This is a genomic window from Chryseobacterium lactis, from assembly GCF_003815875.1.
In the GTDB taxonomy this organism is placed as follows: domain Bacteria; phylum Bacteroidota; class Bacteroidia; order Flavobacteriales; family Weeksellaceae; genus Chryseobacterium; species Chryseobacterium lactis.
In genome coordinates, this window is record NZ_CP033924.1 from 2,239,635 (window position 1) to 2,255,640 (window position 16,006).

26 protein-coding genes and 1 tRNA gene are annotated in these 16,006 nt (G+C 34.1%); all 27 read right to left on the bottom strand.

What is annotated here, in order from left to right; translation table 11 throughout:
- Positions 1-15: 15 nt before the first annotated feature.
- The 27 genes from EG342_RS09720 to EG342_RS09850 all read right to left on the bottom strand — a co-directional run bounded on the left by EG342_RS09720 (position 16) and on the right by EG342_RS09850 (position 15,887).
- Positions 16-2,352: a hypothetical protein gene (locus tag EG342_RS09720; protein WP_123868064.1), complete on the bottom strand. Its 2,337-nt coding sequence runs from the start codon at positions 2,350-2,352 to the stop codon at positions 16-18.
- Positions 2,353-2,396: 44 nt separating this feature from the next.
- Positions 2,397-2,978, bottom strand: a complete 582-nt coding sequence (locus EG342_RS09725; protein ID WP_103291497.1) for a hypothetical protein — start codon at positions 2,976-2,978, stop codon at positions 2,397-2,399.
- A gap of 12 nt (positions 2,979-2,990) precedes the next feature.
- Complete coding sequence (locus EG342_RS09730; RefSeq protein WP_103291494.1) at positions 2,991-3,959, bottom strand: hypothetical protein; 969 nt, start codon at positions 3,957-3,959, stop codon at positions 2,991-2,993.
- Entirely contained in the window at positions 3,959-4,450 is a 492-nt protein-coding gene (locus EG342_RS09735; RefSeq protein WP_103291491.1) for a hypothetical protein, read from the bottom strand. The genes EG342_RS09730 and EG342_RS09735 overlap by 1 nt, the downstream gene beginning before the upstream one ends.
- Positions 4,447-4,716, bottom strand: coding sequence for a hypothetical protein (locus tag EG342_RS09740; RefSeq protein WP_103291488.1), 270 nt, complete (start codon positions 4,714-4,716; stop codon positions 4,447-4,449). The genes EG342_RS09735 and EG342_RS09740 overlap by 4 nt, the downstream gene beginning before the upstream one ends.
- Positions 4,706-5,302, bottom strand: coding sequence for a hypothetical protein (locus EG342_RS09745; protein WP_123868065.1), 597 nt, complete (start codon positions 5,300-5,302; stop codon positions 4,706-4,708). Before EG342_RS09745 ends, EG342_RS09740 begins: the two co-directional genes overlap by 11 nt.
- Before the next feature lie 377 nt (positions 5,303-5,679).
- Entirely contained in the window at positions 5,680-6,117 is a 438-nt protein-coding gene (locus EG342_RS09750) for a hypothetical protein (RefSeq protein ID WP_103291481.1), read from the bottom strand.
- 103 nt (positions 6,118-6,220) lie between these two features.
- Positions 6,221-6,294, bottom strand: a tRNA-Cys gene (locus EG342_RS09755).
- 306 nt (positions 6,295-6,600) lie between these two features.
- Positions 6,601-7,293: a hypothetical protein gene (locus EG342_RS09760; protein WP_103291479.1), complete on the bottom strand. Its 693-nt coding sequence runs from the start codon at positions 7,291-7,293 to the stop codon at positions 6,601-6,603.
- Positions 7,293-8,009 (bottom strand): hypothetical protein, encoded by a 717-nt coding sequence (locus EG342_RS09765; RefSeq protein ID WP_103291476.1) that lies wholly within the window; start codon positions 8,007-8,009, stop codon positions 7,293-7,295. The genes EG342_RS09760 and EG342_RS09765 overlap by 1 nt, the downstream gene beginning before the upstream one ends.
- 62 nt (positions 8,010-8,071) lie before the next feature.
- Entirely contained in the window at positions 8,072-9,595 is a 1,524-nt protein-coding gene (locus EG342_RS09770) for a terminase large subunit domain-containing protein (protein ID WP_103291474.1), read from the bottom strand.
- A gap of 169 nt (positions 9,596-9,764) precedes the next feature.
- Positions 9,765-10,283: a terminase small subunit gene (locus tag EG342_RS09775; RefSeq protein WP_103291471.1), complete on the bottom strand. Its 519-nt coding sequence runs from the start codon at positions 10,281-10,283 to the stop codon at positions 9,765-9,767.
- 9 nt (positions 10,284-10,292) lie between these two features.
- Positions 10,293-10,571, bottom strand: coding sequence for a hypothetical protein (locus tag EG342_RS09780; protein ID WP_103291469.1), 279 nt, complete (start codon positions 10,569-10,571; stop codon positions 10,293-10,295).
- Between the two features lie 3 nt (positions 10,572-10,574).
- Positions 10,575-10,988 (bottom strand): hypothetical protein, encoded by a 414-nt coding sequence (locus EG342_RS09785; protein ID WP_103291466.1) that lies wholly within the window; start codon positions 10,986-10,988, stop codon positions 10,575-10,577.
- Positions 10,985-11,230, bottom strand: a complete 246-nt coding sequence (locus EG342_RS09790) for a hypothetical protein (protein WP_123868066.1) — start codon at positions 11,228-11,230, stop codon at positions 10,985-10,987. The genes EG342_RS09785 and EG342_RS09790 overlap by 4 nt, the downstream gene beginning before the upstream one ends.
- Before the next feature lie 20 nt (positions 11,231-11,250).
- On the bottom strand, positions 11,251-11,751 hold the full coding sequence (locus tag EG342_RS09795) for a hypothetical protein (RefSeq protein WP_103291458.1): 501 nt from the start codon (positions 11,749-11,751) through the stop codon (positions 11,251-11,253).
- Between the two features lie 67 nt (positions 11,752-11,818).
- Entirely contained in the window at positions 11,819-12,127 is a 309-nt protein-coding gene (locus EG342_RS09800) for a hypothetical protein (RefSeq protein WP_103291456.1), read from the bottom strand.
- 66 nt (positions 12,128-12,193) lie between these two features.
- Complete coding sequence (locus EG342_RS09805; protein ID WP_103291453.1) at positions 12,194-12,595, bottom strand: hypothetical protein; 402 nt, start codon at positions 12,593-12,595, stop codon at positions 12,194-12,196.
- A 2-nt stretch (positions 12,596-12,597) separates the two neighbouring features.
- Positions 12,598-12,822 carry a hypothetical protein gene (locus EG342_RS09810; RefSeq protein WP_103291450.1) on the bottom strand — a complete coding sequence of 75 codons (225 nt, stop codon included), beginning with the start codon at positions 12,820-12,822 and terminating at the stop codon, positions 12,598-12,600.
- 9 nt (positions 12,823-12,831) lie between these two features.
- Positions 12,832-13,230: a hypothetical protein gene (locus EG342_RS09815; RefSeq protein WP_103291447.1), complete on the bottom strand. Its 399-nt coding sequence runs from the start codon at positions 13,228-13,230 to the stop codon at positions 12,832-12,834.
- A 2-nt stretch (positions 13,231-13,232) separates the two neighbouring features.
- Complete coding sequence (locus EG342_RS09820; protein ID WP_103291444.1) at positions 13,233-13,706, bottom strand: hypothetical protein; 474 nt, start codon at positions 13,704-13,706, stop codon at positions 13,233-13,235.
- Entirely contained in the window at positions 13,696-13,953 is a 258-nt protein-coding gene (locus tag EG342_RS09825; protein WP_103291441.1) for a hypothetical protein, read from the bottom strand. The genes EG342_RS09820 and EG342_RS09825 overlap by 11 nt, the downstream gene beginning before the upstream one ends.
- A 45-nt stretch (positions 13,954-13,998) precedes the next feature.
- On the bottom strand, positions 13,999-14,418 hold the full coding sequence (locus EG342_RS09830; RefSeq protein ID WP_103291438.1) for a hypothetical protein: 420 nt from the start codon (positions 14,416-14,418) through the stop codon (positions 13,999-14,001).
- A complete protein-coding gene (locus EG342_RS09835) occupies positions 14,415-14,726 on the bottom strand; it encodes a hypothetical protein (RefSeq protein ID WP_103291435.1) in 312 nt (103 codons plus the stop codon). The genes EG342_RS09830 and EG342_RS09835 overlap by 4 nt, the downstream gene beginning before the upstream one ends.
- A 12-nt stretch (positions 14,727-14,738) precedes the next feature.
- A complete protein-coding gene (locus EG342_RS09840) occupies positions 14,739-15,143 on the bottom strand; it encodes a YopX family protein (protein WP_103291433.1) in 405 nt (134 codons plus the stop codon).
- A complete protein-coding gene (locus EG342_RS09845) occupies positions 15,140-15,556 on the bottom strand; it encodes a hypothetical protein (protein ID WP_103291430.1) in 417 nt (138 codons plus the stop codon). Before EG342_RS09845 ends, EG342_RS09840 begins: the two co-directional genes overlap by 4 nt.
- 97 nt (positions 15,557-15,653) lie before the next feature.
- Positions 15,654-15,887 (bottom strand): hypothetical protein, encoded by a 234-nt coding sequence (locus tag EG342_RS09850; protein ID WP_103291428.1) that lies wholly within the window; start codon positions 15,885-15,887, stop codon positions 15,654-15,656.
- Between the last annotated feature and the right edge of the window lie 119 nt (positions 15,888-16,006).

Genomic DNA, 16,006 nt, shown 5'->3' on the forward strand with positions numbered 1-16,006 from the left:
TTACTTTAAAAATTTTTATCGCGGAATATCTGTATACAAGCACATTAATCGGTTGTATTGCGTGTCAAATACTTTATCAATAATTGTATTGTCAGTGTTACTAATCGGTTCAGTCAAAACTTCGACAGCATCTGTCAAAATGCTTTTTTCACTTGGATATGTATTTTTATTTTCTCTCTCAGAAACCGGCACCCATTTTCTCAACAAACATCCGGTTGAAGTATCTTTTAATGCCTTATAGCCATCAATTTTAATAAGTTCAAACAATTCACCATGTATGGCAATTCTTTCACGATGAAACCAGTTTGTTACATCTTTGTTTGTCATATCCATGTAAGTGTTTAGTTGCCTTCCATCATTCATTATCGCTAATCTTTGCCAGAAGAATCTTTTAATTAATCCACGACCTAAGACATAGCTTCCAGAATCACCAATCTTTTCATCTGTATAGGAAAGGATAGGATCATTTTCACCACCTTTTTTATAGTTTACAGCGAATAGATAAGGGAAATCATTATAAGTTGTAATTGAACCATCATTGTCCTTAAATCTCCAGCCTCCAACACCAGAAACACGACCTTTATAATATGCTGTTTTTGGCGAAAATGTATTTTGAGATTCACCACTTGAAGTATTTGAAATGTTTTCTGGAACCATACAAATTATTTGTGGTGCTTGACCTGTCACATCTGAAAAATCGTCGACATTAAAGTGCATAGTAGGTGAATAGAATCTATTTTCATACTCTTTTTTTTCTGCCTTAAATCTCTCAGAAAATAAATATTTACCGCTTGCAAGTGTGATTTTATACCGGTCTTGAACAATTTTCAATGCTCCATCATTAGAATCATCTTTAAACTTAAATACGAATTCTCTTGCGTTGTTGTTGTAGATTTCAACATGACTTTCTTTAGAAATATCTTCTTTATAAGTCCAATCAATCACATTGCCGTTGAAATAACCTTTCTTTTTTTGTGATTGATCATGAGTAATAGAATATTCATGAGTAGGTTCAATCAGTACTTCCTTGTTTACAGGATCTGTTTGAAATGATAGATTGTATAAATCAACTTCACCTCTTAGAAAATCTAAAAATTTATGTTTTTGAAATGGCAGGTAAGAATCAAAAGAAACATTACCTCCCAACGGAATTTTGAAGTATTCAATTTGAAATTGGTCAACCTTAAGAGTACATCTAGCAACAGTTGCTGTTTTACTTTCTTTTACTCTTAGTTTTACTTTACAGATTACTTCGTCATTTGGCTGAACAAGAGTTGAGAAAAATACATTTGCAACATCACTTCCTTCTGTACTTCCAACGGTCGGGGCTTGGTGATCAAAAATTTGATTCTGTTGTTTCTGCACCATTCCCGAAGCATTTTTCTGATACCAAAACACATTTAGTTCTACAATGGAAGACAGATCTATTTTATAATCATAGAAAAGCTGTAAAGAAAACGTTACTTCTAAGGGGCCATAATGAGGCGTCTTATATTGCCAAACCATATCTGTACCACCTCCATGTTCATCATTACCCCGATAATCTCCACCAGGAACAGTGTTGTTATTATCAAAACACGGTGTTGGGGTATCTCTTACATTCAGATCAACAAAATCATCCATTTCCTCAAATCTCCTTTCAATATCACTTTTTGCTAAAAACTTGTGTATATCATACTTTGTTCCTCCGGATGTAAGGAAATTTCCAAAAGTCCACAAAAGAACTTGTCTGCGATAAAACGATGAATCAAAAAAATCAGATTTTATTTTATATCCAAACATTTTAAAAGCCCAGTAAGTAATGAAGTACTTTGATAGAGATGGTCTAAAATTCTTTATATGATAACTCTTATCATTATTGTCTTGAAGATCTAAAGGAGCGGCATATTTGACGGGTGCAAATACATATGGAAGATTCTCATCTGTTCCATCAAAATTCCAAGAATTAATAATCGTGTTTTTATCAAATATTAATTGTAAATCTTTTAATATTTCAAATAATGTCAGTTCCTTCATATCAATAATCCAGTCACCATTGTTTCCAAAAGCATCAATTTCATAAGATGTTGGCTTATTTGCCTTTCTGAAAGCTTTTTTTGGTAATGCTTTTCCTATAAATATTTCATCACCATTTGCCTCAATCACAATTCTTCTCATTCCTTTAAAAAATTCATTAGGCGTTAAATCTTCTACTGAAGTATTATGGAATGTATTTAGGATTTTTTGATTACTTTGTGTTGCTGGAAGTTTAATTCCAGTTGATTCACTGCTTTTTTTAGCTTGGAAATTCTCAACATCTTCCAGTTGATAATCTATAGCAATAGGGAAATCAGAATTGGTGTCAATATCCAATTCCTCATTATCTAAAATAAGTCTTAAATAGTCACCTCCTGCCATTATCTTAATGTTACATTATCATTACTCATTGTAAACTTGATTTTAACAATGTATTCATATCTTCTTTCATTCTTACGAGTAATCAATTTCAAATCTGCAATTTCAATGGGTATAAACTCTTTTTTGATACTTTCCTTGAATCCGTTTGGAAGATTTAATTCTATCCATGATTTCGGTGTGTTCATCAAGTCTTTAAACCAATATTGATCAGATTCACCGTAACATCTCGTTTCAACTTCGTATGTTTCATTTGAGGTTATATTTTTTCTATAACTCCCTCCTTTAGATCGATCTAAAGGAAACTTCAGAGACTTTTCCCACGACTCAGATTTTGTTTCAGTTTCTTCAAGAACTCGAATGAAGTTTACGGAATCAATCTCACCAAATGAGTTAATGAAATGTATTCTTACCTTATCATCAAGACAGCAACAATCAACTTTATTAATGCGGCTTTCTGCTATGGTAGAACTATTATTCCCTTTGACAACTATGGAGTACTCTACTATTTTTGACCAATCAATTTGCGGAAATAATGGTTTTAGGTTTGTTACTCCTTCCGGTATATAATATATATTGTTCATATTGAAGTCATTTTAAATTGTTATCTCTGGTAATTCGTTGAATGAATTTGAAATACAACTTCCAATCACCATTAATCTAAAGTTCATAACTCCAATTGAATCAACAGATATGATTACCGGTTGCATCATCGGGTATTCTTGATAGGTCCAAGTGGCTGTATTTTGTTTTTTCCAGTAAATTCTGACTGCAGATTGGTTGTTAATGACTGGATTTGTCCATGTGATTTCAAATTCCTGTGTAGTGCCAATTATTTTCTTAACAACATTTACATTAGAAACAAAGGGACAATGCATGATTTTGTCTGAACAAATAGTGATTACTTCACCAGTTACTGTTTTATATTTTATACAAACTTCTTTTGGTTCTACATTTGAGATAATAGGGAAGTGAGAACTGTCGTTTTTACAAAATAAATAAACCATAGGGCGCTTCGTCAATGGATAAGTTCCATAGGCCCATAATCCTGTTTTGTACGAATCTAAAAGCTCATCAAAGTTTTGGCTTTCCTCATGTTGTATTACAGAATTCAATCCATACACTTCATTTGATTTTGTTCCACCACCAGAAACTGGTTGAGTCGATGAAGTACCTTGAATTGGTTCTAATTGCTCACTTTTAATAAAACCATTGGGGTCATTAAATCCATTCCGGAACTTGACATATATATGTTTGATTGTATTAGTGAACTTTTCAACAATAAAACCATTCATTATGGGAAGGTTATAATCCATTAATTCCTGAATTGTATCTTGTATATCAAATTCATATTCAGGTGACAAACCGTCATTTTTTATATATTGTGTTCTTGAAAGTGTTTTATAATAAATACCTTCAACATAAATATCACAATACACAACTGGACAAATATATTTATCTGTTGTTGAATTTGGAATCTGAGCCTTACATCTAAAAATAAATGGTCTATAAGCAGAATTCAATGAATCTGTCTCTGGTTGATATGTAACTGCAGTAACTGGCATTATATTATTTCAGATTTTTGTTTATCAAGTTCATTAAAAAAAAGAGTATCCATTCCTTTATCCATTACAGAGTCAACTTCACGTTCTTTTTTTTTCCAAGTCGCCTGGATGAAATATCTTCTTTCTCCTGTTTTTGAAAGCATTCTTGAATATTCTGTTGGTACACCTTCACGTAGATGATGAGGAAGAAGTCTTTTAGCTTTTTTAAATGCTCTTTTTGCGTCAAAACCTAATTTGAGATAAAAACCATACAAAGCTTTTAAATGGGTAGATGCACTCCCTAATTCTGAAGGGCGAACCCCAAATTCCATTTTTTGAATATAGTCTACTGCATAGCCTTCCAGAATACTAATGTTTTTCTGTTCTTTAATTTTTACATTTCCTTTGATGGTAGCCTCAAGTTCATCCAACAGAACATGTCCTTGAAGGTGTAATTCTTGAATAATACCTTCATTTAAGATCTGGGAAATACGCTGTAACTCTGCATTCATAATCTTTGTAGCTTTTGATATTCATTTTCAAGTTCAATAAGAAATGGTTTCATTTGATTAAAGTTTGTAAGAATATTTCTTAAACAAATTGGGCAGCTTGTCACTTCTTTTCCAGGTTCAATAAAGGTGTGCCAGATCTTCAACAATTTTTGCATATTGGAGTTATCCCAAACTGCAACAGTATTTGAAATTATGTCACTTTCTGTAAGTAGAACCTGACTTCTTACTTCATCCGGAATTTTGGCAGCTATATTCTTAATGCTCATGATGTGGGTGTAATTCGTTTGTGTTTATAGTAAAATTGTTAATATCATCTACAGAATAGTCTTCAATATCACAGCTGATTGATAGGTCAAGTTCAAATGTTAATCCTACACCTGCAAGGTTGTCATTCCCAACACCTGAAAAACGTTCTATCATATCAATAGATGTGCATTCTCTCAAACCGGCTTCTGGAAATTTTTCAATTAACATATTCAGGAATCTTCGGAAGTCTTTGGCACAAACCCCCATATCCTTCCAAATCTGTTCGGTAGTATGTTGCGATAGGTTATTGAAAGGGTTTCTGTTTTGAGTTCCGTTAACATCATTATATTGTGGAGTAAGAAACAATAATCTACATCTATATTTGCTCCAATTGGTGTCAAAGTTTGGCAGTTCCACTGGTGGAAACATTATACAAATAGGATATTTATTTCCGTCTGATATTCCCTTCAGAAAATCTTTTAGAACTTCACCTGCATTGTCTTTATTAAGTTCATCACCATAATTTGGTCCGGTCACAAATCTTCTCATTACCTTTGATTTAGTAATGATGTCTTTAAATAATTGATATAATCCTAATTCATTCATTTTATTTCTTCCATAGGTTCATTGGACACTTTTCATCTTCAACCAGGCTTTTTTCAATGATTGGACAACCACATTTTTCACATGCCTTTGTTTTTTCCTCCATTGCTTGATTCTCTCTAAACTTTAAAAAAGATTTCTCAACAGCAAAAGGGCAATTCCGGCACACTACAAGTCTTTGTTCAGAAAGTATTCTTATTTTTTCTGACACTGAAAAGTAGGACCGGAACCAACCTTTTAATATGTGAATGGGTTTTAACATCCGCAAAACCAATATTTATGAATGATAATTCCTAAACCAATGCAGACTGCAGCCATAATTAAGATTACAACGCAACCGGCTCCCAACTGGGCTTTATTGATTTGATTATTATTTTCCATTATCTTCCTTTGAATGGAATTACATTCTTACCGTTTTTAGGCATCTGCAAGGCAGCTTGTGTTTGCAGTTTATTCATAAGTTCAGTTCTGATTGGAATAACCAATTCATTCCATTGTTTTGATAGATCATCAGAATAGAACAGATAAACATGATATTCGTTTGCAGGAATCCCCAGTTCTTTTGGAGATGTCCTTGTAAGTGCATTAAGCAAGAAAGAAACTGTGAACAAATTAAATTCAGGCTTTTCCTTCAATAGTTCGTTCAATAACCCTCCATAGATGGAAACATCACAATCCAAGTGATATAATGAACTTACATCCATTAATTTTTTCCAGATGGGAATTAAATGGTGTGCATTCTCTTTTGGAATTTCAAATTTTACTACTTCAAGTCTTTCTTTGAATAATTTTTCAAAATCTTGCTGTTGTTGATTCATTTTAAATATGTTTTTAAATATGTTGTTTTTAAGACAATATTTGTGAGTAAAACCCGGTCTACTTTATTTCAACCGGGAAAACACACAAATGAAAAAAAGTTTGAGCAAAGTAGCAGATTTGAACTGCTGAACATCCGGGTTGCAATCGGCTCCCTTAGACCACTCGGGCAACTTTGCATTTAAAGCACTTAAAAGATCTTCTGTGCTGATTAGGGTTTATTGAAATTAAATGATCATTGAATGTTTACTAACCACCCCGTTCGATAAGTGCTTTATTATTTTAATTCGTTTTTAAACTTTCATAATATTCCTGGATGAACTCTTCATGATCTTTTTGTTCAGAAGCCCAAATAAGAATGTCATAAGCTTTAGTTTCCTTTATATTTTGCAGGTTTGACTTTTCATTGTTCCGGTAGAATATCGTTCCCTTTTCGGCAACATATGTCAAGAATGCTACCCATCCCCATTTTTCAAAGTGCGCTGCTAAATTTGGTCCATCTCCTGATTTTCCTCCTGTGAATACACTAAAGTTTCCAAGTACATATTCATTGAATTCTGCAAAAAAAAACCTAGCGCCATTGTTATATCCATAGGTAAATCATACATTAATTCTAGTCTTTCGTTACCAGGTGAAAGCCAACTTTCTTGAAACTCTTCTCCTTCTTTTTTAAGATAGATAGCAGCCAGGTAGGGGATGGCTTCCCATTTACCAACAGATAACTCCTGCATTTGCTTAATAATCTGTTTTGAAGTAATCAGCTCATTGAAGGTGATCTTACTTTCATTAGAAAGGACTGGTGGCTCAATCTTCCAGAATTCGTCATTAAATAAATAATCTGTTTGTAACTCAATATGGTCCTGCTCTTCAAACAACTGGTGAAAACATGAAAAATATAATTTCATTACATCATCAATGTTCATTTCATTTTCAACTTCTTCAATCGGAATTCCCGTGAAATATGAAATATTCATTACTGCAATGGAAACATTCATCAGAGAAATATCCATTTCATCCACTTCCAGTTCATTCCCATCTTCATCCTTCTGGAAAATATTGTCGTGAAGCTGCTTTATTTCTTCCCTAAATAACTGATCAAATCCAATTCTTTGACGAACTGTGATCTGATTAAGTGTAACGGGCAATGAATACTTTTTTCCTTTGAAGTGAAAATCCATTATTTCTTGTTTTGGTTTGGCGTTGTAGTCGTTTTATTGCCTTTAGAAACCTGATCTGTTTCAAGGTTTTGGTTTGCAACAACAGTAGGCGTTTGAGATTCTTGGATTGCAGTTTCAGCCGGATCCGGAATCTGTTGTTCCTTTTTCTGATCAGTTTGACCAGTCTTCACTTCATTGTCCAGATTTACATTACCAGTTGAGGCTTCGTTAAGTACTTTTTTTGCAGCTTCTCTTTCTGTTTCAAGGTTTTGGTTTGCAATGATCTTTTCCTTGATTTTTTCAATATAAGCACCATCAATTTTGGCTTCTCTATAATCATTTAGACCAGCAACCTTTGCAACACCACGTATTTCAATTTCTTTTAAAGAATCTAATAAATCAATGTTATCTCGGTTAAGCAAATTATCATGAAGCAGCTGGATTGTTTCCTTGAATGATTCTTCATCAGAAATTGAAATTGGCGTAAGTTGTAATGTTTTCGGGACAGGTGTTTTAACTTGTTTACCTAATACTGATGTTAGTGGTTGAGGCTTAAATGCTCCTTTGCCTTCACTTCTGACGGTACCGGTTGCGTATGAAAGGGAATTGACATATTGATTAAAAACCGATTCAGTTCTTATACAAAAGGTTAGATTATCCTGATGCCTTTTGAGGATCTTTGCTTTCATTTCCTCAACATCTTTGATTGTTTCTTCAACTTGTTCTGGATTTAGCATAATTAGTAAGATTAAATGTTTGTGTAAATTTAAATAAAAAATATTGTTTTTAAAACAATATTTTAATCTAAAAAGTTTAGTAACTCAAGACCATTGTCAAAATCTCTGGAAGAGTGGGAGTGTACAGGTGCAATTTGATTCACTTTATAATACCACCATTCATTCATCATAAAGCCATCAAGAACATCCGGGCTTTCTCCACTAAGAAGATTTTTCATTTCGCTTTTCTTCATTATACGAAGTTTCCCTTCATCATCAATCTTATCTCGCTTGATTGCCTTTCTTTCCCATATCATTCTTTCTTTCAATGTCATTTCATCATCATATCTCTTGTTCGCCACTTCGGGAGGAATGTAATATTCACCCATTGAAACGGCTTCACCTGACTTGTAGTAGCACTGAGTTTTGAGATTGAAATAATTTTCAATTTCTTCTGTTTCATCATTTGGTAACGGCCGTGAACCGTTATTGAATTCTTGAGCACCTTGAATGAACCCATCAACGAATTGGCCAACTCCGTCATTGTCAAATAGGATATTGCTTTCCGGAACATTGTATGAGAATGCAGCTTGCTTAATCAGGTCAATAACCTCATTACCTTTTGACTTATCCATCACAAAGAAATCCAACACACGCTTTCCGGACCAAACCCAAATGGTGAACTTGTTAGATCCTTTCATTGCAATATCGGTTGTTATACGCTTCTCACCATGAGGAACAAAAGAATTGGTGAATATGTCCAGGAACTTCTTGAATGAATAAATATCATCACCCTTGGAAGATACCTTCCAGTTACCCAATAAAAGTCTTTGCCTTTCAGCTTCATCCTGTGCGTTGAGGTTACCTAAATAAGCCGGGTTAACTCTCAATAACTCCTGATTATCATATATTGATCCCGCAATGAATGTGACCGATTTGATAAAGTCATTAGGCTGAACCAATCCTTTAGACTTCTGAACCTGCGCATCAATATCCTCCTGGCATTTCCGGTAAACTTCATCATAAGAGCTTCCCCAAACCAATTCATTATTCTGATTGTAAAAGTATCTTAACACACCTTGTCTTTCCGGAATAGGAAAACCGTAATTGGGAGAATTCGGATCTTGATCAATCCACCATGCAATGAAGTCTGCAACCCAACTATCAGGATCAGGGTTGCACGTAGCTCTAACATATGGTTTTACCCCACACGTTGAACGGTTCCTTGACAGCATATAGAAGAACATCTTTCTTGAGAAGTGTGTAAGTTCGTCAAAACAGATAAGGGGAATTTCCGGACCTTGCCAGTCCATTTCATAAGTATTCGGATCCAGATGGGAAAACTTCAATTTCACTCCACTTTCAAATCTCCATTCCAAAGTGTATTCCCGGGGATCGGCCCCGCTTATTTTACCATATATTTTTTTTGATGAATCCCATAAACCTCCCTCGGTCCTGATCATTGGGGTGGTTTTCCTGAATATAACAGCCCCAAAGTTTTCAACGTTGATGTGACGGATAGGCTCTAAAAGCAAAGAAAACGTTTTCCCTACACCTGCAGCAGCCCCGCCAATAAGAATATCAGCGGGGGAGGAAAGAGCATCCATTTGATAACCCTCTTGAGGTCGTATGATGTTGATACTACTCACTATCTTGCTACATCGGCTATTTTAAACCCGAATACATAAAAATATTTTCTTCTGTTACCCTTAAACACCCATATAGATGTTGAAAATGGTGTCAGTAAGAATCTAAAATCAATTATTCTGTGCATAATTATCTGTTGTTATTTGGTAATTGAAATATTGTGACTTGTGAATCCCCCTTCTTTTGCTCATTGTCTTTTGAATAGAATCCTAACATCCGGTTTATGGTGTCGATAGCCTTTAACTTATCATATGATTCTATTTTTTTGACAGTAGATTCAACAAAGGCTTCACCCCGCAGCTCCGTCTTTTCAGATTGAACCGTTACAGACTTTATTGAGGCCGAAACATCGTTTTGTAGGTCCGATATGTTTATAAGACGGCCAAGATCATCAAAATAATTTTTCACGTCTCCAAACGCAATCTTCACAAGCTCCTGCAACACCTTTGTTTGAGTAATGTCCAATTCTTGTGATTTTTTTTCCTGAAGTTCTGAAATGTAATTCTGAATGTCAAGTTTTGACAAGTTTTCTGATCCAATCTGTCTGGCATTATCAGAACTATATCCGGAACGGATGGCAGCCTGTGTTGCGTTGAGATCAATCAGGTATTCTTCACAAAATCTTTTCTGTTTGTCTGTAAGGTTCATTCTTAAATTTTAAAGTCCTATATGAGCATTTAAGCTCTTAACGTATGATTCTTTCTTTGGATCAATATGACAGGTTCTTTGTACATGGTAGATCTTTATGGGGTATGCTCCTGCATCTTCTGCAAACATGAAGTCTTCTCCACACGTTGCAATATTTCCATTATTGTCAACCCACAAATATTTTTCTGACATAGGAAGATCTGCAATAGCTCCTGGGAAAGAATTAATCCAATGGTTCTTTGAACGTATTTCAAAAACCAATTGACCATTTATTTTTATTTCCTGCATAAATTAATATATTGGTGGTTTTGGTTGAGGTATTCTTTGATAGTGGGTGTTGAACTCCATCCAAAGATCAATTGTAGTTTCACAGTCCCAATCAATGTAATCAAAATCAATTCTATTTTCTGACACTTTGTTTTTAACCCAATAATGACCTTTCTCTTTTGGAAGGTCTTCTTCACTTTCAATTTTAATCCAACCATTATTGTCATTAATTCCATTTAAAGAAACAGGTCTTTTGAAATAGCAATATTTTGGATCATATGGGTCCATTGTTTCAAGTTCTATTCCCTCCAACCCCTTAGAGTTCCCAAAGTCTCCCCATAGGGCCTTGAAATCACACCATCCGTTTTCATCCACATAGGGTTTTACCTTCTCCCAGTGGCTGCTGTAGGCTTCCTGTATTTTTTCCTGCTTCTTCATTGCTTTGATTTTAGGGTTTCCAAGTCCGTATTTCCGGATGAAAGAAGTTTGTATTGCTCATTATTCAAAAAAAACAATACAGGAGTACATTTGCCAGTTTGAATATTTATTAAAGCTTTCAAATCTGCACCCATTGTTATCTGTGCCCCCTGCTTAACGCTTTTACCTTCAACGAAGGTGTCAGCACGGGTAATGTCTAAATCATTTGAGGCCATAAAAGCCATAATTTCAAGTAAATTCATATTGTTGTTTTTTTATGGGTTTATATTCCGATTTTTTTTAAGGCAGCAGGGGAGAGGTACAGGGTTATATCCGGACAATTTGCCAACTCTTCAACAGTTCGTGCGGAGAATTTTCCAAAAATGAAAAGGCCGGTTTCTTTTGAGATCATGAACCTTCTATTATTCATAAAAACAACATCTTCACCATCTTCATAATCATCTATCAGAAATAAGCATTTCTTTTTTGCTTCCTCCCATTCTCCATATTTGGCATTCTGCCCTTCATCCACACACCCTTCATTCCAAAAATCAACAGATTCTTCAGAGTGCGGTTCCATAAGAAGATTCCCTTCATTATCCATTGGGACCATCATTCCGACTTCCAATTCTTGAGTGAGGAAATCAGCATAATTTGGGACTTCCGTGATAAATTGGAGAACCGTATATTTCGGCTCCCCAACTCTCTCTTGAATCTTACTAAACATTTTGTCACTTTGCATTTTCACAAAGCTTGTCATTGACATTAATTCTAAATTTTCCATGAGTGTAAAGTATTACAAATTTACTAAATTATTGTTTTTAAGACAATATAAATATTTTTAAAAATTACTATTTTAAAGCCTCTCTGAACTTCTCTTTATAGTGTTCAATTTCTACTTCTTCGGTACAGCATTCAATGAATTCTTCCATGACTTCTTTCATACGGTACTCTTTACTATTTCTTAGCAAATTAAGTACTTGCTTCAGCAGGGTATCATAATCAGACTTGACTTTAATCAAATATTGATCTTGTGTCTTTTCTAATTGTTTGTGTCTGGCTATGATCCTGGCTAAACCTCTTATTTCCGATAGTGAAACGATAAACAAGCCTAAAAAAGCTATTGTTGTAAGAGATAAAATAAATTCCAATGTTGTCATTTGATAAAATTGTTTTTAAAATTAAAATTTGATTTACTAATATTATTACGGTTTTCCTTACTGGGATTATTTTAATTTTATCCAACCGTAATTGATCAGGGTTAAAACTGATTTTCCGTCATATGGAACTGCAAAACCTTCTGCCCTTAAATATTCATTTACTGCTGCATTGTACCCCATTGTATCATTATCTTTTGCATAATGAAGATTAGAAGCTATTATTTTGCCATATTCAACCTTCAGATATTTTTCTGATTGATAGCATCTTTTTGCAACTTCCAAGGCTTGTTCATCAGATATTTTAAGGCAACTATTAAGTTCTAAATGACAACTTTTAATGTGATATTTGTCCATATAGGTTCCACCGACTTTTTGACGAACATCATTTTCATTTACAGTTACTGCCATTATTTTCTGGCCCCAGTGTAAGGCGAAGAAAAGAGATTTGTTTTCTAGTGTGTTTTTCATGTTTATGGTTTTAATACGATTAAAATGTATTCTTCATCATTTTGAAGTATTTCAATTTTTTCTTTTTCAGATCCTATATAGGATTTAACAGCGTCCAGAATATTGTTTATATTTCTTCCAGAATTATCTGTAATTCTCATTAATAGGGTGAAAACAAAGTCATTTTTAAGGGAGATAACATCACCAAAATTTGCTAATTTGTATTTTAATTCTACTAGAATGTCCATATCACTGTATTATTGTTTTTGAGTTAAAGTTGCTTTGTTGATGTATTCGCATTCCGGTAGGCCGAAGACGTTGAAGTGGTTTTTAAATAATTCTTGCCAAAAATCATAAGAGAATTTGCAGGTTAAAAATGATTCAGCATCTAAAGCTATTGCTTGTTCAAGGCTTTCGGAATCTGTTTCATTTTCCCAAATAAAATTAAATTCGTCTTTTGTTAGATAGGAGAGGTCCCAAAGTATTGGCTTCATTTTAAAAGAATTAGATTTCCCCTGATATATTACTGAACTCAAATTTTTTAAATCCAAAGTTTGAATTTCAACAGAGGCGGGATAAATATTTCTTTTAAATTCTACCTGCAGTTTATACGGCAGATAAGCCGAGTATATACGTAGTTGTTCTTCTTTTGTCATGGCTAGTAAATTGGTGGTTTGTCGGTAATTAATCTATAGTGCGTGGGATCTATACTTTCTCTTATTTCATCACTGAATTCTTCGTCATTGTCACAATATGAATGTGAGATAGTAACGTAGGTATCTTGATAATTCCAGTAATGAGCTGTGGTCCATTCAGAACCATTTAAAAAACCTATTCTGATACCTTTTGGATTAAAATCTTCATTAATCCAAGCTTTATTAAAACAAACAACCTCTCTTCCTTCATCTGGAAGAACATCTTCTACTTTTATCCAGCCGTTGTTATTTTCTATCCCATGTAGGGATAAAGGACGAAAATCAGAAAACCTAAATTCCAAAGGCTTGATTTTTTCAGTCATTTCATGTTTTTGAAAATCAGGATATTTCCCCCACCCATCTTCGTCGATGAAGTCTTTGAATTCATTATAATTGAGTCCCCAAGCCTTTTCTATTATCTGTTGTTTAGTTTTCATAAGTTTTTATTTTTTTGATAAAGGTTTCTAAGTCACAAGGATTATCTTCATGATAATCTTCTTTTATATCAAAAGTTGAATAGTCTTTTTCCTTCCAAGATTCGCGAGCGTTAGCTATAGTTGAAATTAATCCACAAATGAATTCTTTCCCCTGAAAGAATGATAGAGGTCTAAAGCCTAACGATTCTAAAGCTTGTCTCGCTTCTTTTGTATTTTTAGTAAATGGTATTTTCTCTTCTTTTGTCATTGTTTTGTTTTTTTAGATTATAGTTTTCCTGATGTCAGGAAGACGTTATTTTTTTATCAATCCGTTAAGGAAGTTTATTAGTCCCGGGGATTGGTCTTTAAGGAATGGTTTTGACATATCCCATTCGATCCAGTTTTCAAATTGATCGTAGAATCCGCGTGTATAAAATCCTTGACCATTATTCTCGGTAATTTCAACATGCTCATCGTACCATTCCAGCACATCGTTAAGCATTGGTTCTTTACCGATAATTAATCGTGTTTCTTGAATTACAGATATATATTCAACCCTATGTTGTGAGAATGTTTCTACTCTATTAAAAGAGATCATTTCTTTTTCTTCCTGAGTAACAATATAACTAATGTCTTCTGAGGTTGGGTAGCAAAAAATACATCCTATACCTAATTCTTTCAGCCTCGGCAGCTTCTCCCGTATATCGGCTGTTAGCTCTTCTAATGCTTTCATTTGATAAAGTTTTCGCAGTTAAGTATGGAGTCTTTGTCAACTGTAAGATTGTCCGCTCCGGCTTGATAGTATTTTAATTGCTTATCTGTCTTGAAGTGGCCATCGTGAAAATTAATTCGGGCTTTCTCCGCTATTCTCTTCTGCTGTTCCTCCTGGACTAGATTGCAGGCAGCGAAAACATGCAACATGAATTCATCTTTATTAAGCAAATTAACCTTATAAACATGCTGAAGTGATGGCCAATCTGTGAAGTTTTTGCTTTTCGCGTAAGCGTCGAAGATCTCTTGTTTCTCTTGGTGGCTACTCATTGTTATTTTTCTTTAAAGGTTGTTGTTTGAGGCGTCAGAAGTTGACGCGTTTAGTAGTTCAGGATTGGAGTGAATGTTGCCGATAACAATACTTCTTCCTGTCCTATAAGTATTTAAAATTGATTCGGCACCATTTGGAGTAATGTAAAAACCTCCTTCTTTGTAATATACAGAACCGCTCCAAACTTCATGTTTATGCTCTGGCATACCAAGAATATCCCCCTCATATATCTCTACTCCGTTTTTGTCTTTTAGCCCGGTATACTGGCCAACTGTTTCGGGAATTACTTGATAGTTGTGCGTTTCACCGTCTTTTTCGGTTTCCCAAATTTGATAATCCCCACCCCAATACATTAAATTACCTGTAACCAACTTTTCACCAATTATAGTTTTTGCTCTAAATTTTATTTCTCTCATGACATTCTATTTATTTCATCTTGAAAGCCATCTTCTAATTGAACATCGATAGGAACTACGGAATCTAAACTTATCAGCGGCTTTCCAAATAGAGTTGCAGAAGCTTTATTCATATGATTATTTATATGTTCATCAATTTTGTAGATTGGTGCAATTTGTCCTTTCTTTAATCCGTAATAAGGAATGTCGATGATTAATTCAACATATATTGGGAAGTCATCCGCTTTTCTTTCTTCAAACCATTTTAAAGGTTTAAATAAGTGGGGGAAGTCTGAAACTATATGTTTAAAGCCATCTTCATCATTTCCATCCAATCCCCAATCTCTATCTAGTATTTCATCAATTTCCCATTCACATCCTGGATAAGTGTTTATTACTTTAAATCTTGGGTTTAATAATTGTTGCTTATTCATAATATTTTTGATTTTAATTGTTTAAAATAAAACCGGGTGACGGAAATGATCAAATGCCACCCGGAAAAACTAATAACCATGTGACCGTTATTGGTGGTCAACCTTTTTTTAAAGCTTTTAAAAGATTATCTATTTGCTCTATTTTGTCAAAGTCAAATAAAAATATTGAGACTCCTCTTTGATCGAGAAAAACATTATTACTCACTTTACCATTGTGATCAGAAACACCCAAGTAAACTATTAAATCTGTAGGCACTTCTTTATTTACATTCAAAGTATATTCATAATATTTGACCTTTATAAACCCTAATTCTTGTAATGCTAAGTCCATTTTTAATTAATATTAATTGTTAATAAAAGCCCGGCAGCGATCCACCACCGCCAGGCAGCCAAATTTTAAATAGGTAGTTTATTGACTTGCCTAGGTCAGCTCAAATTTTAAGTAGAAAT

Excerpts from the sequence above, each read along its gene's own strand:
- EG342_RS09725 (WP_103291497.1), bottom strand. The coding sequence starts at position 2,978 with ATGAACAATATATATTATATACCGGAAGGAGTAACAAACCTAAAACCA.
- EG342_RS09730 (WP_103291494.1), bottom strand. The coding sequence starts at position 3,959 with ATGCCAGTTACTGCAGTTACATATCAACCAGAGACAGATTCATTGAAT.
- EG342_RS09735 (WP_103291491.1), bottom strand. The coding sequence starts at position 4,450 with ATGAATGCAGAGTTACAGCGTATTTCCCAGATCTTAAATGAAGGTATT.
- EG342_RS09740 (WP_103291488.1), bottom strand. The coding sequence starts at position 4,716 with ATGAGCATTAAGAATATAGCTGCCAAAATTCCGGATGAAGTAAGAAGT.
- EG342_RS09745 (WP_123868065.1), bottom strand. The coding sequence starts at position 5,302 with ATGAATGAATTAGGATTATATCAATTATTTAAAGACATCATTACTAAA.
- EG342_RS09750 (WP_103291481.1), bottom strand. The coding sequence starts at position 6,117 with ATGAATCAACAACAGCAAGATTTTGAAAAATTATTCAAAGAAAGACTT.
- EG342_RS09760 (WP_103291479.1), bottom strand. The coding sequence starts at position 7,293 with ATGGATTTTCACTTCAAAGGAAAAAAGTATTCATTGCCCGTTACACTT.
- EG342_RS09765 (WP_103291476.1), bottom strand. The coding sequence starts at position 8,009 with ATGCTAAATCCAGAACAAGTTGAAGAAACAATCAAAGATGTTGAGGAA.
- EG342_RS09770 (WP_103291474.1), bottom strand. The coding sequence starts at position 9,595 with ATGGATGCTCTTTCCTCCCCCGCTGATATTCTTATTGGCGGGGCTGCT.
- EG342_RS09775 (WP_103291471.1), bottom strand. The coding sequence starts at position 10,283 with ATGAACCTTACAGACAAACAGAAAAGATTTTGTGAAGAATACCTGATT.
- EG342_RS09780 (WP_103291469.1), bottom strand. The coding sequence starts at position 10,571 with ATGCAGGAAATAAAAATAAATGGTCAATTGGTTTTTGAAATACGTTCA.
- EG342_RS09785 (WP_103291466.1), bottom strand. The coding sequence starts at position 10,988 with ATGAAGAAGCAGGAAAAAATACAGGAAGCCTACAGCAGCCACTGGGAG.
- EG342_RS09790 (WP_123868066.1), bottom strand. The coding sequence starts at position 11,230 with ATGAATTTACTTGAAATTATGGCTTTTATGGCCTCAAATGATTTAGAC.
- EG342_RS09795 (WP_103291458.1), bottom strand. The coding sequence starts at position 11,751 with ATGGAAAATTTAGAATTAATGTCAATGACAAGCTTTGTGAAAATGCAA.
- EG342_RS09800 (WP_103291456.1), bottom strand. The coding sequence starts at position 12,127 with ATGACAACATTGGAATTTATTTTATCTCTTACAACAATAGCTTTTTTA.
- EG342_RS09805 (WP_103291453.1), bottom strand. The coding sequence starts at position 12,595 with ATGAAAAACACACTAGAAAACAAATCTCTTTTCTTCGCCTTACACTGG.
- EG342_RS09810 (WP_103291450.1), bottom strand. The coding sequence starts at position 12,822 with ATGGACATTCTAGTAGAATTAAAATACAAATTAGCAAATTTTGGTGAT.
- EG342_RS09815 (WP_103291447.1), bottom strand. The coding sequence starts at position 13,230 with ATGACAAAAGAAGAACAACTACGTATATACTCGGCTTATCTGCCGTAT.
- EG342_RS09820 (WP_103291444.1), bottom strand. The coding sequence starts at position 13,706 with ATGAAAACTAAACAACAGATAATAGAAAAGGCTTGGGGACTCAATTAT.
- EG342_RS09825 (WP_103291441.1), bottom strand. The coding sequence starts at position 13,953 with ATGACAAAAGAAGAGAAAATACCATTTACTAAAAATACAAAAGAAGCG.
- EG342_RS09830 (WP_103291438.1), bottom strand. The coding sequence starts at position 14,418 with ATGAAAGCATTAGAAGAGCTAACAGCCGATATACGGGAGAAGCTGCCG.
- EG342_RS09835 (WP_103291435.1), bottom strand. The coding sequence starts at position 14,726 with ATGAGTAGCCACCAAGAGAAACAAGAGATCTTCGACGCTTACGCGAAA.
- EG342_RS09840 (WP_103291433.1), bottom strand. The coding sequence starts at position 15,143 with ATGAGAGAAATAAAATTTAGAGCAAAAACTATAATTGGTGAAAAGTTG.
- EG342_RS09845 (WP_103291430.1), bottom strand. The coding sequence starts at position 15,556 with ATGAATAAGCAACAATTATTAAACCCAAGATTTAAAGTAATAAACACT.
- EG342_RS09850 (WP_103291428.1), bottom strand. The coding sequence starts at position 15,887 with ATGGACTTAGCATTACAAGAATTAGGGTTTATAAAGGTCAAATATTAT.